General features: G+C 55.5%; 10 protein-coding genes. 6 read left to right on the top strand and 4 right to left on the bottom strand.

Annotated elements, in window-relative coordinates; genetic code table 11:
* Position 1 precedes the first annotated feature (1 nt).
* The 5 genes from ACJ8J5_RS11580 (at position 2) to ACJ8J5_RS11600 (ending at position 8980) form a co-directional block, all read left to right on the top strand.
* Entirely contained in the window at positions 2-3808 is a 3807-nt protein-coding gene (locus ACJ8J5_RS11580) for an AMP-binding protein (RefSeq protein WP_414104653.1), read from the top strand.
* Complete coding sequence (locus ACJ8J5_RS11585; protein WP_414104654.1) at positions 3808-7953, top strand: non-ribosomal peptide synthetase; 4146 nt, start codon at positions 3808-3810, stop codon at positions 7951-7953. The genes ACJ8J5_RS11580 and ACJ8J5_RS11585 overlap by 1 nt, the downstream gene beginning before the upstream one ends.
* Positions 7954-8197: 244 nt before the next feature.
* Positions 8198-8458, top strand: coding sequence for a hypothetical protein (locus tag ACJ8J5_RS11590; RefSeq protein WP_016927848.1), 261 nt, complete (start codon positions 8198-8200; stop codon positions 8456-8458).
* A 24-nt stretch (positions 8459-8482) separates the two neighbouring features.
* Positions 8483-8650: a hypothetical protein gene (locus ACJ8J5_RS11595; protein WP_016927849.1), complete on the top strand. Its 168-nt coding sequence runs from the start codon at positions 8483-8485 to the stop codon at positions 8648-8650.
* Between the two features lie 42 nt (positions 8651-8692).
* Positions 8693-8980 (top strand): hypothetical protein, encoded by a 288-nt coding sequence (locus ACJ8J5_RS11600; RefSeq protein WP_025302730.1) that lies wholly within the window; start codon positions 8693-8695, stop codon positions 8978-8980.
* Positions 8981-9166: 186 nt separating this feature from the next.
* On the opposite strand, the gene ACJ8J5_RS11605 is transcribed toward ACJ8J5_RS11600, so the two are convergent.
* From ACJ8J5_RS11605 to ACJ8J5_RS11615, 3 genes are all read right to left on the bottom strand, one after another.
* Positions 9167-11266, bottom strand: a complete 2100-nt coding sequence (locus tag ACJ8J5_RS11605) for a peptidase domain-containing ABC transporter (RefSeq protein WP_016927850.1) — start codon at positions 11264-11266, stop codon at positions 9167-9169.
* Positions 11259-12545 (bottom strand): HlyD family secretion protein, encoded by a 1287-nt coding sequence (locus ACJ8J5_RS11610; protein WP_049295529.1) that lies wholly within the window; start codon positions 12543-12545, stop codon positions 11259-11261. The genes ACJ8J5_RS11605 and ACJ8J5_RS11610 overlap by 8 nt, the downstream gene beginning before the upstream one ends.
* Before the next feature lie 430 nt (positions 12546-12975).
* The gene (locus tag ACJ8J5_RS11615) at positions 12976-13890 is read right to left on the bottom strand and encodes a LysR family transcriptional regulator (protein ID WP_414104655.1); all 915 of its coding nucleotides are present in this window, start codon (positions 13888-13890) and stop codon (positions 12976-12978) included.
* A gap of 103 nt (positions 13891-13993) precedes the next feature.
* Between ACJ8J5_RS11615 and ACJ8J5_RS11620 the strand changes: the two genes are divergently transcribed.
* Positions 13994-15160 carry an MFS transporter gene (locus tag ACJ8J5_RS11620; protein ID WP_197811007.1) on the top strand — a complete coding sequence of 389 codons (1167 nt, stop codon included), beginning with the start codon at positions 13994-13996 and terminating at the stop codon, positions 15158-15160.
* On the opposite strand, the gene guaD is transcribed toward ACJ8J5_RS11620, so the two are convergent.
* On the bottom strand, positions 15142-16458 hold the full coding sequence (gene guaD / locus ACJ8J5_RS11625; RefSeq protein ID WP_414104656.1) for a guanine deaminase: 1317 nt from the start codon (positions 16456-16458) through the stop codon (positions 15142-15144). The two genes, ACJ8J5_RS11620 and guaD, sit on opposite strands and share 19 nt — an antisense overlap.
* Positions 16459-16525: the final 67 nt, after the last annotated feature.

Raw genomic sequence — 16525 nt, forward strand, 5'->3', positions numbered from 1 at the left:
AATGAGCAAACATCAATTACTGGATTCACAGGCAGGATTTTACTATGGCACCAAGATCGGCGATGATAAATCGAGCTATAATATCGCGGAATATGTCGAAATAAATCACACTCTCGATATCGCAAGAATGAAACGTGCTATTCATCGTGTCATCAGCCAAACCCCTACGCTGCACGTTCTGTTTGATGAGAATAACGGCACGCCTTATCAATATTCCGTCACCGCCAATATCTCAGTGGAATGGGTAGATATTTCGCAGAGCGCCAACGATATGGCCACCGCTATCGAATTAATGGAAGCGGATGCTAAGCGCCCCTTCTCGCTGAACGCGGCGCCGTTATTCAGACAAAAAATCATCAGGCTGGGTGAGAAACGCTTTCTGTGGTATTTCTGCAGCCACCATCTGCTGCTTGATGGTTACGGCACTTATTTGCTGATCCATCAAGTGGCGCAGGCCTACCGAGACCAGACACAACAACCGCAAGACGTACCGGCGATCGATGCCTTGCTCAGGGCTGAATCTGAGTATAAACAGTCAGCCGCCTATCAAGCAGACCGACATTTTTGGCAAGCGGCCAGCGCCTCACTGCCAGACCCGATGACATTAGCCTGCGCCAATATTCCCTCGGGACAGACCATCCGCCATGTGACGTCGTTGCCCTATCCTGCCGAGCGCCTTGCGCTGCAAACCGAACATCCTTCCTGGCTGGCGCGCACTTTTGTAGCGGTGATGGCGTATTTGTACCTATGTACCGGCGAGAAGCAGCAAACGATCGGCGTCCCTATGATGGCGCGAACAGACGCCCTGTCGAGGCAGGCGCTAACCTGCAAGACCAACGTTGTTCCTTTGACTCTCGATATTGAGGACACCGCTTCATGCCGACAGTTGGCGCAAACCATTGAACACGCGCTCAAGCAACTCAAGAAACATCAAGCGTTTCGTTACGAAGAGATAAAAAGTCTGAGGAGCGTCGCCAGCCGCTCGCCGTTGTTCAACATCGTGGTCAATATCATTCCCTTTGAAGCGGCAGCCTCATTCTCTCCCGCTCAGCGTAGTGAAATCCGTAACTTACGCTCAGGAGGCGCGCAGGATCTGGTCTTCAACATGCGTCCCGATCTCGATAACCAAACGCTGCGGCTGGAGATCGATGCCGACTCAGGGCTTTACGATGCGGCCAGTCTGGTGCGGCACAGCCAGGGGATACAGACCTTGTGCACCTTGCTGTACGACGATCCGGAAAATCTTTCCGTCGCGGCATTGCGACAACGTTTCCCGCTCTCGCTGCTGGGTAAAACAGCCAACGACAACGTGGTCGATATCATGCAGCGTATCGATCGTGCCGTCGTTCAAGCGCCGCAACGCACGGCGATCCTCACGCCTGAACACGCTTCGTCATCGCTCAGAACGCTGTCTTATGCCGTTTTGCAGCAGCAGTGGCGTGCGCTGGCCGATGTCCTGGCTCCCGTTCGCGCCGCACATACCGTACTGTTGCTCGACTTGCCGCAAGGGCCGGAGGCCATCATCTGCATGCTTGCTGCGTTGCAATTGAAAATGCCCTTCGTCAACCTGAATGCCAAAGGGGATGGAGCGGCTTACCGTCAACTGCTTGAACAGTTTAGCGACGCTATCCTGATTACCGATCGCACGCGTCCCTCCGTTCATTCCGAGCCTGGCGCATTGGCGCATTGGCGCGCATCGACACTCAATATGCCGACGGATTTCGCACACTTCACCGTGTTTCGCCGGCAAACATCGACTGAGGCGCCGGCGTTCCCGGTCGGTACCAGCTATATCATGTTTACCTCCGGTTCGACGGGAATGCCTAAAGGCGTGATAGGCGCCCGACATGCTCTCAACGTTTTTGTCGATGCGGCGATAAAATGCTATGGCATTCAACCGCACGAACGCGTGTTGCAATTTGCGCCCTTGCATTTCGATGCCTGCATCGAAGAAATTTTCATGACGCTGGGGGCCGGCGCCCACCTGTGTATCGCCCCCGAGACCGTCAAGCACAGCTTTGCCGCTTTCTTCACATTCTGCGACGATCATCAAATCAGCCTGTTGGATCTGCCGACCGCCTACTTTAATGAAATGCTGTTCGCCTCCGGCGGTGAACAGACGCTACCGCCGGCCGTCACTACCGTTATCATCGGCGGCGAAAGCCTTTCACCGCGAGCCAAAGAACGCTGGTTCGCGCACTACCCCAAAGGCAGGAAGTTATTCAACTCCTACGGCCCAACCGAAACAACCGTGGTGGCGACGGCCGCAGAAATCAAAAACGATGGCGCCGCCGTGACGATAGGCACACCGCTGGATGGTATATACACGGCGATCGTCGGCGAGGATCTCAGGCCGTTGCCGCTCGGCTGCAGCGGCGAATTACTGATAGCCGGAGCGACCGTCGGCCTGGGATATTGGCATCAGCCAACGCTGAGCGCGGAAAAGTTCGTCACCCTTGAGGCCAACGGCCATCTCATGCCCGCCTTTCGTACCGGCGATATCGCCTGCCAGCGCCAAGATGGGCAGTTGGTGTTCCTTGGCCGCAAAATTCGTGAAGCGAAAATCGCCGGGCAGCGCGTCAATATGGGTGAGATAGAAAGCTGTCTGGCCCGCTTGCCCTCCATTGTCGAGATTGCCGTACTGGCCAAAAGCGGCGACGCGGGAACGGAACTGTACGCGCATTATCACAGCCGGCAGCCGCTCAGTGAGGCAATGCGCCGCACACTGTACGGCGAACTGCCCAATGCCCATATTCCTCAGCGCTTCGTGCATCATCCAACGCCGCTGGTCAAACTGGCTAACGGCAAGATTGATTATCGCACCCTGGAGAGACAATCCCGGATGCCTGAACCCACACGGGAGTTGCGTTCGACGACATTCAACACCCTGGTGCATGAAGTTTGGCTGGCGACGCTGGGCAGTGACGATGGTGACTTCTTCACGCTCGGCGGCGAGTCCCTGCAGGCCATAAAAATCATTAACGTGCTTAACGCCCACTGTCGGTTGGATCTGAACCTGAGCGACATTCTTGAACATCCAAGACTCGCCGATTTCTGCCGACACCTGACGCAGTTGGCCCATGCACGCTATGGTCTGGATCCGCAGCATCTGGACATCCGTTGCGCTATCGGCCGCTGTCTATCAACCGAGGCGCCGACCAGCAGCAGGCTGTTTATTCAATCTCCCGAAGGCACAGATGAACGGCTTTTATTGGCCGCCCTCGCCGACAAACGCGGTGTGGACATTCTGTCACCGCAGGCGCTGCCGTTGCCTGCTGAATGGTCGCTGAACGCGGCCATATTCAACGTACCGAACGAGGCCACTCAATATGCCAGTTGGCTCGATGCACTTTCGGCCCTGCTGCACACCCTGCCCGGCCGAGTTAACCACATGATCTTTATGCATGATACGGCCGGCGGAGCCAAACTCACGCAAGGCCTGCTACGCGATTTCCGGCATGAGCGACTACTGTTGCTGCATAAAGTCGATGCGCGCCGCCAAGCCGTCGACGCCGGTGTTACAGAGTTGATAGCCCTCTCTGCGCGGCTGGGTTATTTCCCGCACATTCGGTTCGATACGGCCAATGAGCGATTGAACGGCTGCGTACTGAGGATCTTCGGTTTCGATGATGGCGAGAATATCGACCATCGCGCCGCCTTCACAATGGCGCAGCGGAGAAACCCGGGAGTGCAGTTGTGTAGCTTAGCGCATTGGCTGAATTTGATTTCCGCCCACAGCGGCAAACGCCCGAATAAAAGCGGTCGAACAGCGAAAACTATCGACGTCAACATGGAAGGAGCGCACTGATGAGCGTCATCGGCTTGATCAATCTGATGGAAATGGCGAAACAGGGAGCAAAATTCGGCGAGCTGTCGCCTCGACGCCAAACCATCGAGCATGTTGACGCCGCCGCACTCAGTGCGGTGCAGGAAGACATTACCGCATTTTTATCTGTCTGTACGCCAGACAATTCAGAGCGGCACACCGGCGAGAAGCCTTGTTACACCGTCAATCACTACGCGGGCCAATACCTGTGGCTGTATGAAAACTTCACCAAGAACAGCCCGCTGTATAACATTCCGATCGCTAAAGAGATCCTGGGGCCCTTTGAACCCGAGCGTTTGCTCGCCGCGTTGAAAAAACTGCTCAAGCGGCACGGTGCGCTTTGCGGCCGCTACCGGCTAGACGGTGAAGCCATCACCGTTGACATCGTGCATCCTGATGAAACCATTTTCGAACACAGCCTCGAGGACATCAGCAGGCTGAACAGTGAAGAGCAGCAAGAAAATATGCTGGCGGCGCTTAACGCCCAGTGTACCATTCCGTTTGACCTCGCGGCTGAGTATCCCCTGCGCTGCCGGATCTTGAGAAAGAGCGCGCAGCACCACTATCTGTTCTTGACCTTCCACCATTGCGTGGTCGACGGCTGGACGGCCAATTTGCTGGTGGATGAACTGAGCCGTGACTATCAAGCGTACGAAGAGCATTGGCATTATGACAACGGTCAGGCGTTTTTCCGCTATCTTGAAGACCCTTTCCTCGCCGTCGCCAATGTCGATGACAGCATGGCGTTTTGGCGCGATGAACTGGATGGTGCGCCGGAAAAACACGCGCTTGAATACGATATCGCCATCACCGCGGCAGGCAAAACACAGAATATCGTCAGAACATCGCTGACGAACGAACTGCAGCCGGCCCTGGCCCAGTTAGCCAAACATAACGGTACGACGCTGTTTACGCTGTTGCACTCCGCCTTCGCATTACTGATTGCCAGAGAATCGGCGACGGATCGCGTGGTCATTGGTAGCCCGATCGCCAACAGGAACGAGCCGACGTTAAACGACGCCGTTGGCAGCTTCGTCAACACGATCGCTCACCAATTTATCATCACTGGCGACGACAGTTTCACCGCGCTGCTGCAAAAGAACGCCAATAAATTTGCGCGCGCTTTCAAACATCAGGGATTGCCCTTCTCTTACCTGGTTGAACAACTCAAGCCCACGCGCGGCAAGTTCCACCCCATTTTTCAAATCATGTTCGTCTGCCAACATCGCAAAAGCAACGAGCTAAATCTTGGCAGTGCGCAGGTTAACACCCTGCCAAGACGCTATGCGCCGCCCAAGTTTGATCTGGTTCTGGAAGTAATTTCTGGCGCAGAGGGCATTCAGTTGGAGTGGCAATACAACGCCAAGCTGTTTACGCCGGAGCGTATTAACGGATTGGCGCAAGCTTACGCATTGCTGTTGCAGCAAATTGCCTGCGATCCTTCGCGGGCCGTCGACCACTATTCGCTGGCGCCAATGGCCGATAACCGGCAATTGCGGCAGCTCTCCGTCGGGCAGGCGATGCCGGTATGCTTGCGGCAACCTCTTTCCGATCGGCTGTTACGCGCTGCCCACCAGCATGGGGATCGCCCGGCGTTGTTCGAGGGAGATCAGGTGTGGCATTACGATCGGCTATTGCGGCACGCCGGCCTCGTGGCGCATTGGCTGAACGCCCATACCGCCCCTGGCACACTCATCGCCATCGATCTTCCACGCGGCGCTCATCAAGCTATTGCGGCGCTCGGCGTGATCCTCGCCGGACGCGCCTACTTGCCGTTGGCCGAAGGATTACCGGATGCCCGCGTAGCGGCCATTATGCGAATATCGGGTTGCGCCTGGGTTTTGAGCAATCGGGCTCACCATCGCGCCCGCTATCCGCAGACAACCCGCGTTCAGGATCTGGAGGCGCTGTTTTCTCCCTCTGCCACAGGCACAGCAACCTTCCCATCAGGCGAAGCGGAAGCACTCGCCTATGTCATTTATACATCGGGGACGACAGGCTCGCCAAAAGGCGTGGCGATGGAACACGGCGCCGTCACCAATACCTTGCTGACCATGAATCAACTGTTTAACGTTTCACATCGTGACAACGTATTGGCGCTCGCCGACCTGGCCTTCGATTTATCGGTCTATGACCTGTTCGGCAGTTGGCTAGCCGGCGCATCGGTAACCGTGTTATCGCCGCACGACGCTAAAGAGCCGTCAGCATGGCTACATGCGATACGCCAGCGGAAAATCAGCATCTGGAACTCGGTTCCCGCCATCTTGCAAATGCTGGTGCAATACTGCGCACAAGAAAACATCCTGTCGCTGCCTCAACTGCGGCATATCTGGCTGAGCGGCGATCGTATCTCTCCGCGGCTGATCGCCGAAGCACATCGGCTTTGCCCCAACGCCACCATCACCAGCCTTGGCGGTGCCACCGAAGGGGCAATATGGTCAATTTATCATCCACTTACACGAGATACGCACTACAGAAACGCCATCCCCTATGGAACCGCATTGCCGAATCAAAGCATGTGGGTGTTGAATGAAAAACTCGAGCCGTGCGGTTTCGGCGTTACCGGCGACATTTATATCGGTGGCGTTGGCGTTGCCCGCGAGTATTGGCGCGATAGGCAAACCACCGCCGGCAGCTTTATTCTTCTCCCAACCACCGGAGAACGCGTGTACCGCACCGGCGATCGTGGCCGTTGGCATCGCAGCGGTTACATCGAATTTCTCGGCCGCGAAGACCAACAGGTGAAACTGCAGGGTTTTCGCGTCGAATTGGGTGACGTCGAATTCGCGCTCAAAAGCAGCGAACTGGTCGCTGAAGCGTGCGTCGTCTGTCGCGATGAAACCAGGAACGGTACACCGTATCTGGAAGCCTATATCACATTGACCGAGGCGGGGAAAGCCAGCGTCCAGGCGGAGCAAAGAATACGCGAGCAGGTTACGGCCGCATTGCCCGCGTATATGGCGCCATCCCACTATCATCTTATTGAACGTTTCCCGCTTTCACGCAACGGCAAATTGGATCGCACCTTGCTATCGCCAGGCACCGAACGGAGCCAGGCCAGCGATGCTGTTCCCGCCGCGTCCGCGGAACTCATGCTGCTACGTGAGTTGTTGGCGGATACGTTAGGCTGTGCTCCAGACAAGATCGACCCCTATGCCAGCTTCTTCAGCAATGGCGGCAGCTCGCTTTCCGGCATTACGTTTTTGGGTAACATCAAGCGCGCCCTTAATGTGGAATTAACCCTGGCGGAAATCCTTGGCTACTCACAGCTCGATAAACTTGCCGAGCGTCTGCGCGATAACGCGCCCCTGCCGTTATCGATGTTGTCCGGCGCAGCCGATCGCCCCTCTCTGCCCACCTTGTATTTGGTGCATGGTGCCGGTGGCCAGGTACATCAATATGCAAAGTGGATAAAACAACTTTACGCCTGCGCCAACATCATCACCATCGCCAGCCCGGGGTTGGCCGCGCCAGGCGCAGACGACACACTCACCCTGCAGCGATTGGCCGCCTCCCATTTGGCGGCCATACCGCGTGCCAAACGCGACACTGCCGTTATCGCCGGCTGGTCATTGGGCGGCCAATTAGCTGTCCATATGGCGGCGCAGGCTACGGAACAAGGCGCGCCCTTTGCGCATGCGGTGCTTGTCGACAGCGGTTTGCCCGCCCAGCACCCCTCAGTGAATCGAGGTTTCAGCGTGGCGCAAAGTTACCTCAGCCTGTTCGACTCTCTCGGTATTGCGCGCCATTTGTGTCGGCATCAAGAAACGGACGCGATAGACAGCTTCGCCAACGAGATAAAAATGCACTATGCGCTGAATCAGAGCGTGCTTGCGGAGAAGATCACGCTGGAACATGCCGAAGCCTTTTGTTGGGCGCTGAAAAAATCCTTTGATCTGACGAATAACGCCGGCCCTCTGCCACAGATAGCGATACCGCTGACGCTTTGGCTCAGCCAGCAACGTCAGCGTAAACACCCCAATCTTGCACAACGCTGGGAGAGGCAATCCTCTCATGACGTTCAACTCAATTATTGTGCAGAAACGCATTACAGCATTTTAAACAACGCTCAACTTCTTCGAGCGCTGACGCGGATGCTGCGCGCGTTGTCCACATCATTGGAATAACGCGAGAAGATACCCCTGGCCAATCAAACCTATCGAGGCACTGATGACATTACCCAGCAGTTGGATTTTTTTGTTCTGCTTTTACTACACATTCATGGATATTTTTTATTCGTTATTTTTTTCCGAAGACAGGAGGTTTACCAGCACAATCATTCAATCCTTTATCTTTTCAACCTTGCTAGTGGCATTTTTCTGGTATCGGAAAACTGCAAAAACCAAAAACCAATAATATAAGGAAGTCGTTATGAGAGAACTTACGATTAATGAAGTGAACTTTATCGCAGCCGCTGGGGATTTCAGCTATGCGGAACTGGGCGGGGCCGTCGCGGCCGGCGCGGTTGGTGGCGCGATGACCGGCGCCATGGCTGGCGGTGTCGGTGCCGGCCCAGGCGCTGTTGCCGGTGCCGTTATCGGTGGTGCCGCCTATACCGCAGGCAAAATGGTGGAATCCATGTTGGGTGGCAATAAACAAACATCGACGAACAATCCTGCCGACAGTAACTAATACAGGAAGATTCGTGTTCATCATATGAAAAAGTCACTTATTGTATTGTTCGCCATTTTAATTGGGCTTGTTGCTGGCACGATTGCGGATTATTTCACCCTCAATCGCTTCTTGAAATACGCCCTTATCGCCGTTGCCGTTATCGGCACGCATAAATTGCTCAATAGCGATCGCGGGCAACGCTCGGCATGATAAACGTGGCTTATTTTAAAATTTAATGATTAAGGAGCAAATATGCGCAATCTTACCTCTGAAGAATGTTCAATCATTTCCGGTGCAGGAGATCGCAGCGGTACATTGACGGTTTCCGCGGAAACGGTCGGCGCAGCGATCGGCGGTGGCATCGGCTCTATCGGTGGCGTGGCGGGCGGCGTTGTCGGCACCATTGTCGGCGGTGCTGTCGGTAACTATGTCACCGGCGATCGTGCCCCCGGCTCTGTTGGCCCATCAGGCATTCCCTGGGGCGGGAGCAACGGCGGCGGTACCATGTGGGGGAACAACAACAATACCGATTCGAACTGATCGGGGCCCTGCCAGCCACACGGCTGACCTCCCCGGTTAACGTTGGCTTCAGCGCCTAAAGCGTCATTTCATGCCAGGGTTATCGTTATGATAACCCTTTTTGTCATGGGCCCACCACAGGGTGAGCAGCGCGGTTGGCGTAGCGAAAATGTCGAGATGAAGAAGCCAGGTGAAGCGAAGCTGACGTTACCCGAGTTGAATGACTCTATCCGCAGAGGCAATCGTCGATGGACGGTGCGCAATAATCACGCGGGTAATGTTCAGTTGTGAAATAGCGCGGTTAATATGTGTTTCATTATCGAGATCCAGGTGGCTGGTCGCTTCGTCCATAAACAGAATGCTGGGGCGACGATAGAGCGCACGGGCTATCAATAAACGCTGTTTCTGTCCGCCAGAAAGGCTTCCCCCCAATTCGCCGATCAATGTTTCGTAGCCCATCGGCATGTTTTGAATATCATCATGCATATTGCAACGCCGTGCGCACGCCTCAATACGTTTCAGATCCATTTCGGCGTCAAATCCTGAAATATTTTCAGCGATAGATCCCGCCAGCAGCTTGTCATCTTGCAGCACGCAAGCGATACATTGGCGATAATTATTAACGCCAATGTTGCTGATATCCATACCATCGACCAGCACGGCCCCTTCATCCGGCGACAGCAACCCACACATTAACTTCATCAATGTGGTTTTACCCACGCCGGAGGGGCCGACAATCGCCACGCTTTCTCCCGCGGCAATGCTGAGATTCAAATCCGTGATAATGGGTTTCGCCAAACGATCATACTGGTAGCGCAGATTCCGCACCTGAAGCTCTGCGGCGTTGCCTTTTGTGAAGAGCTGACGCGCGGGCATTTGCGGTTCCGGTGACGAAAGCACAATGTCCGCCACCCTTTCATTGTGCAAGCTTAACATTCGCAGCTGAAGCATCATGTCGATCAAGCTGCTGGCACGCTCCGAGAACTGCCCACGGTAGGCGTTAAACGCGATAAACATGCCGATCGTCATTTGATTGTCTATGACCAATGCCGCGCCGAGCCAAAGGATGATCACCTGATCGCAGGTGGCAATAAACGCCCCCAAACCGCCAAACATCATGTTTAACTTGGTCAGTTTGATACCCGCATTGATCGTTTCTACGTTTAGATTCAGCCAATACTGTGAACGGGTTTCAGATAACCCCAACGCCTTTAACGTACTGATGCTATATAACGTCTCCATGAAATGAGACCCGGCCCGCGCGCCCTTCACCAACTGCTCTTCCGACAGCTGCCGATAATGTTGATAAGTCGACAGCCTGAGAATGACGTATATCGCCGTAAAGCCGAGCACCACCCAAACTAACCAGCCGCCATAGAGCAGCATCATGACAAATACCCCGACAGACATGATGCCATCAATAATGCTGCTGACGATGCTGGTAGTGAAAGTCGCTCTTATCGTATCCAATGAGCCGAAACGGGATTGAATATCACCCAACTTGCGCTTCTCAAAGAAGGAAAGCGGCAATTTCATCAGATGATCAAACACTCCCGCCTTCCATTGCACGTCTATCAACGCGCCCATGACGATAGAGATCCACGAGCGCAACATGGATACGCCGGTGCGGAATAAAATAAAGAACAGCAATCCTATACATATCAGCGCTAAAAGATCATGATCGCCGGCCAAAATCACATGGTCCATGACCAACTGCGTACCAACGGGCAACAGCAGATTAACCGCTTCAATCACGATCGACAGACAGAAGATCTTTAGCAAGGCTCCCTTAAGGCCGCGCACATTGCTCATCAGCTTACGAAAGCGCAATCTGCTTTGCTGTTTGATCGGCTGAAATTCACTGTCTGGCCATAGCTCAAGCGCTACGCCGGTAAAATGCCGCGACAGTTCATGCAACTCCAGCACTTTACGGCCAAAGGCAGGATCATGGATCACCGCCCGCCCTCGGCTGACACTGACAAGCACCACGAAATGCTTCATGTCCCAATGCAGAATACAGGGCATTTTCAACGCTTTGAGCTCATCGATATTCAGCGATAACGCTCTGGATTGCAGCTTCAGGGCGCTCGCGATGTCAATCAACGCGGAGAGCGTCGCCCCGCGTGAAGAAAAGCCGTAGCGGCTGCGCAGATTAAACAGATCGATTTGCAAACCATGGTAATGGCATACCATCGCTAAACTGGCCAGCCCGCATTCCGAGGCTTCAGTTTGCAGGATCTGCGGCACTTTGCGGCGCAGCGACAAATTGAGTTTGCCCTTTAGCGCGTCTAAATAAGATTCAGTCATTGATTGGCCCCATCAGGCTGTTTTTCATATCGTAGAAAGGTGAGAACATCCATTGATATAGAGGCCTTTCTTCCAGAAACAGCGTGGATTGAGCCCGCATGCCGTTAGTGAGCTGCAACGCTTTGCCCTGGTAACTGACATGCGTTTTATCCAGGGAAACGGTCACCTTGTAAAAAGATGCCGTTTGCGCGCTGGGTTGATGCACGGGAGAACTGCTGTAAGTTGACATTTCTTGAATGGAGGCCGGTACATAAGCGATGCTTTCTATTCTGCCGGGAAACTGACCGAACTTCTCATAAGGGAAAGCGTCATAGCGAATGTTAATGCCGTCCCCCGCTGAAACATAAGGCACACTGGTGTTCGGCAACCATAAAACTAGCTGATAAATCGCGCCATTACGTGGAATAATCTGTACCAAGCTGTCACCGCTATTGACCATCTGACCCGGCGTAACGCTGAGAGACTCAATGCGGCCATCGCTTGGGGCGTTCACGATCAATGCGCCGCTGGCATCGGCTTCCGCTAACTGCCGTTGCAAATCATTGCGCTGAAACTGGTACTGCGAAATTTGGTTATCAAAATCTGCCGCGCGCGTAACGATGTCACTTTCCAAATTCGTAATTTGCAACGACTCCTGAATGTGTTGACTATGCAAGTTTTGGAACAGACTTTGTTGTTGATAAAATGAATAGGTTTGCCCGCTAAGCTGATCCTTGGTAATCAGACCGCGTTGCTGATATTCCTTATAGGAACGCATGTTGTCCTGAGCAAATGCCACCCCCTCTCGTGCATTATCCAACAGCTGTTTGGACTGCATATGCGCCAATTCATACTGTTTTTTTTGCGCGCGTAGATTTTCCAGCGTCATACGCTTGTTGTCTTGCAACTTAAGAATGATGCTGTCGACATGTTTTAACTGGTTTTCAAGCGCCAGGCGCGTATTGGCGCTCACTTTCCCGTTATCCGTCACTCGGCTGACATCAATCTGATAAAGACGCTGGCCTTTTTTAACCACATCCCCCACTTCGACGAAGCGTTCCGAGATAAAACCCTGTTGGGGCGCAAACACGTTGACTGAGCGGGGGAAGGTGGTGATTTCACCATAAACATTAATGCGGCGTGTATAATGACTGAATATAAGAAAAGAGAGGAAAACAAGAATAAATAAAAACGATAAAAGACCAAAGCACCAGGCAGGCAAGCCGTTTATCAATAAAGCCTTACCCGCCCATTTCGCCCGCTGATGATCCGTGGCTTCCTGTCGAAACAAATCACGCATGACATCCCTTTCCAGAAATAAAATTCAAGCCAGCCTTGGCTCGTAAAATGCGGAAGCATATCGAAAAACAGCAGCAGAGATTAAAACAGATCTGTTGTTTTTAATTAGCGATATCGTAAAGATAATTATTCTCATTATGATATCGGGCGTTCCGAAGAAATGCAATTTTTTTTACGCACTTACCCAGCCACATAGCCGTATATCACTATGCATATCGATAAAAAACCAATAAAGAGCCTCCTAATCAAATAACTCTATTCATTCTATCTCTCGCCATATGTAATAGGCAGCGGCGTGACCGCCGGATCGAGCAGCAATGTGGATAAACGTATCAAATCGAAACGCCTCCATGTCCACGGAATAAGGTCTCGGGGAATGGCTCCCTCTGAGTCACCTCCTAGCTTAGGGCAGTTTGAGCAAAAACAAGTGATTAGACGTGAGCCGCCTCGCCGACCTGCTGTATCAGAAAGGTCAGCAGCGCGCGCGTTTTGGCCGGCAGATAGCGGCGACCGGGGTAAACGGCATACAGCTGCAGCGGCGCCGGCGGCAGTGCCAGCGGCACCTCAACCAAACGGCCATCGGCCAGAAACGGCCGGCAGCCGAGCTCGGAGAGCATGGCGAACCCCACGCCGGCCAAGGCCGCCTTCAGCGCCATCTCCCCGCTATTGACGCGATAGCGCGCATTGACCGGGACGGTAACGAAGGTTCCGTCCGGGCGGACGAACTGCCACGGCATGCCCTTCAGCGCATCCACCGTGCTGATGCAGGGCAATTGCGTGAATTGTTCAATCTCCGACGACGGCGACCACTGCGCCAGCAACGCCGGAGCGGCCACCACGATGCAGGGGAAAGACGCCAGCGGCTGCGCGACATAGTCGCTGTCGTCCAGCATGCCCCGGCTGATCATCACCGCCAGATCGACATCGTCGAGCAGCGACGCCATACCCGCCAGGTTGGTCACGCAGCTGATTTCGATCTGCGGATGCTGCAGGGCGAACGCCGCCAGCGGCTCGCCCAACAGGTATGGCCCCACTTCATTGGGCACGCACAGGCGCAGCGGCCCACGCAGCTGTTGCTGCCGTTCGCTGAGGGTTTGCGCGGTGTGTTCCAGCGACGCCAGCAGCGGCTGGGTGCGTTCATGCAACAGCTGGCCGTTCGGCGTCAGCCGCATCGAGCGAGTGCTGCGTTCGAGCAATCGCTGCTCGAGCTGGCGCTCCAGCTGAGAGATATAGCGGCTGACGTTGGAGGTCGGCATCGCCAGCGCCCGCGCCGCCCCGACGAAGCTGCCTTGCTCCACCACCGCCACGAAGATGCGTAACAGGTTTAAATCCAATTTATCGCGCATGATTATCCCTGATTTGATAACAAACCATGCCATTTCTACCATCTAATCCCGATCAACGCCAAGCGCTACACTGCCGGCCTGACTCTGCAACCGATAGATGCTTATGACACCCACGAGAAAGCTGACGGCGATAGCGCTGGTCATCGCCTTTATTCAGTTCACCAACGCACTGGAATACATGGTATTCAACCCGATATTCTTCTACATGGCCGCCGACTTTTCCGTGCCCGTCAGCTACGCCGGCTATGTCAGCGCGGCCTATACGCTGGCGGCGGTGATTTCCGGCATCGGCGCATTTTTCTGGATCGGCGGCGTTGAGAAGCAGCGCTTTCTGATGCTCAATGTCACGCTACTGGGCGTGACCACCTTATTGATCGCCACAACCCAGCAGTTTTACTGGCTGTTAGCGCTGCGGCTGCTGGCCGGGCTGTTGGGCGGCACCACGATGGGCGTCGGGATCGGCTTGCTGCTCAACGCCGCGCCGGCCGCGCTGCACGGCAGAATGCTGGCGACGGTGATCGCGTCTTTTTCGCTGGTGAGCATTGTCGGCATGCCGGGCATGCTGTACCTGTGCGAAGTGGCAAGCTGGCGCGTTGCGCTGGCGGCTATCGGCGGGCTGTGTCTGCTGGCGGCGGTGTTGGTGGCGCTGTTCGTTCCCAGGGATGCGCCGCAGCCACAGGCTGCCGCGCCCGTCACGCTCGATCGCCGGTTGTTGCCGTTCGCCGCCGCCGCCGGCCTGACGCAGTTCAGCCCAATGCTGCTGATCCCGGTGCTGGCGCCGCTGCTCACCCAGCGGTTACAGGTGGTAGACGCGCATTTGTCCTGGCTATTTTTCATCGGCGGCGTGGCCGGTTATCTGGCGACCGTGCTGGCAGGCCGCTGGCTGCAACGCTTTGGTGCCGTGACGCTGACGGTGGGCGCCACGCTGTTGCTGCTGGGCAGCCTGTGGCTGGCGGCACGCGGTGGCGATCGCGGTGAACTGTTCATGGTCGCGTTTCTCGCGGCGGCCTATGCGCGGCTGGTGGCGATCTCTTCCCTGAGCATGCGCTGGCCGGACAATCGGCAACGCGCCGCCTTCGGCGTACTGCAAACCGCCCTGATACACCTGAGCGCCACGGTGGCCTTCTTGCTCTCCTCCACGCTGCTGAGCGGCGGCCTCACCCCGCTCAGTTTGCAACGTCTGTTATGGCTGTGCGCGCTGAGTGCCGTCGCCGTCGCACCGCTCAGCGTTTGGCTGCAGGCGCGGCTGTGTCAGCGCGACGCCTCATAAACCACCTTACCATTCACATAGGTGCGATAAATGTTGCGATCGTCTCCCAGGGTCATCAGCACGAACCCTTGCTCCGCCGACGTGGCGCTGTTGGCGTAGCGCAACTGCTGCAGCGGCGTGACCGCCGGATCGAGCACCACGAAATCCGCCTCTTTGCCGACGTTGAAGTTGCCGATTTTGTCGTCCAGCGACAGCGCGCGGGCGCCGCCCAGGGTGGCGTGATAGAACGCTTCTACGGCAGAGAGCCGGTAATGCTGCAGCTGGCCGACCTTGTATGCCTCGCCCAGCGTGCGCAGCATATTGAAAGTGGTGCCGGCCCCCACGTCGGTGCCGATGCCGAGCTTCACCCGCTTGCGCCAGGCCTGCTGCAGATCGAACAGCCCGCTGCCGAGGAACAGGTTGGAGGTGGGGCAAAAGGCGATTGCCGAGCGGGTCTCGCACAGGCAGTCCCATTCCTGCTCCTCCAGGTGCAGGCAGTGGGCGAACACGCTTTTACCGCCGGTCATGCCGTAGCGATGGTAAACGTCCAGATAGCTTTGGTTCTGCGGGAACAGCGATTTTACCCAGGCCACTTCCTGCGGATTCTCGCTCAGGTGCGTCTGCAGCCAAACGTCGGGGAATTCTTCGCGCAGCCGCTGCACCTGCGCCAGCAGCGCCGGCGTACTGGTAGGCGCAAAGCGCGGCGTAATGGCGTAACCGAGGCGGCCTTTGCCGTGCCAGCGTTCGATCAGCTCACGCGTCTGGCGATAACTTTGCTCAGGCGTTTCCAGCAGCGCCTCCGGCGCATGGCGATCCATCATCACCTTACCGGCGATCAGGCGCATATTCAGCGTTTGCGCCTGGGTGAACAGCGCATCGACCGACTGCGGATGCACACTGCCGAACACCAGCGCGGTGGTGGTACCGTTGCTCAGCAACTCCCGCAGAAAGAAGGCCGACATCTCGTCGGCGTGCTGCTCGCAGCCATAACGGCTTTCGGTCGGGAAGGTGTAATTGTTTAACCAGCCCAGCAACTGGTCGCCATAGGCACCAATCATTTCGGTTTGCGGGTAGTGGATATGGGTGTCAATAAACCCCGGTACGATCGGTTTGTCGCGATACTCCGTGACCGCGAAGCCCGGTGGCAGCAGCGCCTCGCCCTGCTGCCAGCTGCCGAACCAGACGATGGTGCCCTCGTTGAGCAGCAGCAAACCGTCGGGAATGTGCCGCAGGCGTTCCTCAAGCTGTTGCGGCGCCTCCACACAGGCGGCGATATCAAAAAAATTGCCACGAATAGCCGTGGTGAATTGCAGTGCCATTATTTTCTTCCTTGTGACGACCGGCCAAGCCCACCCGCGTAATAACTTGCGATGATGAAACAAGGCC

The organism is Serratia sp. CY43202 (assembly GCF_052168755.1).
GTDB lineage: Bacteria > Pseudomonadota > Gammaproteobacteria > Enterobacterales > Enterobacteriaceae > Serratia > Serratia bockelmannii.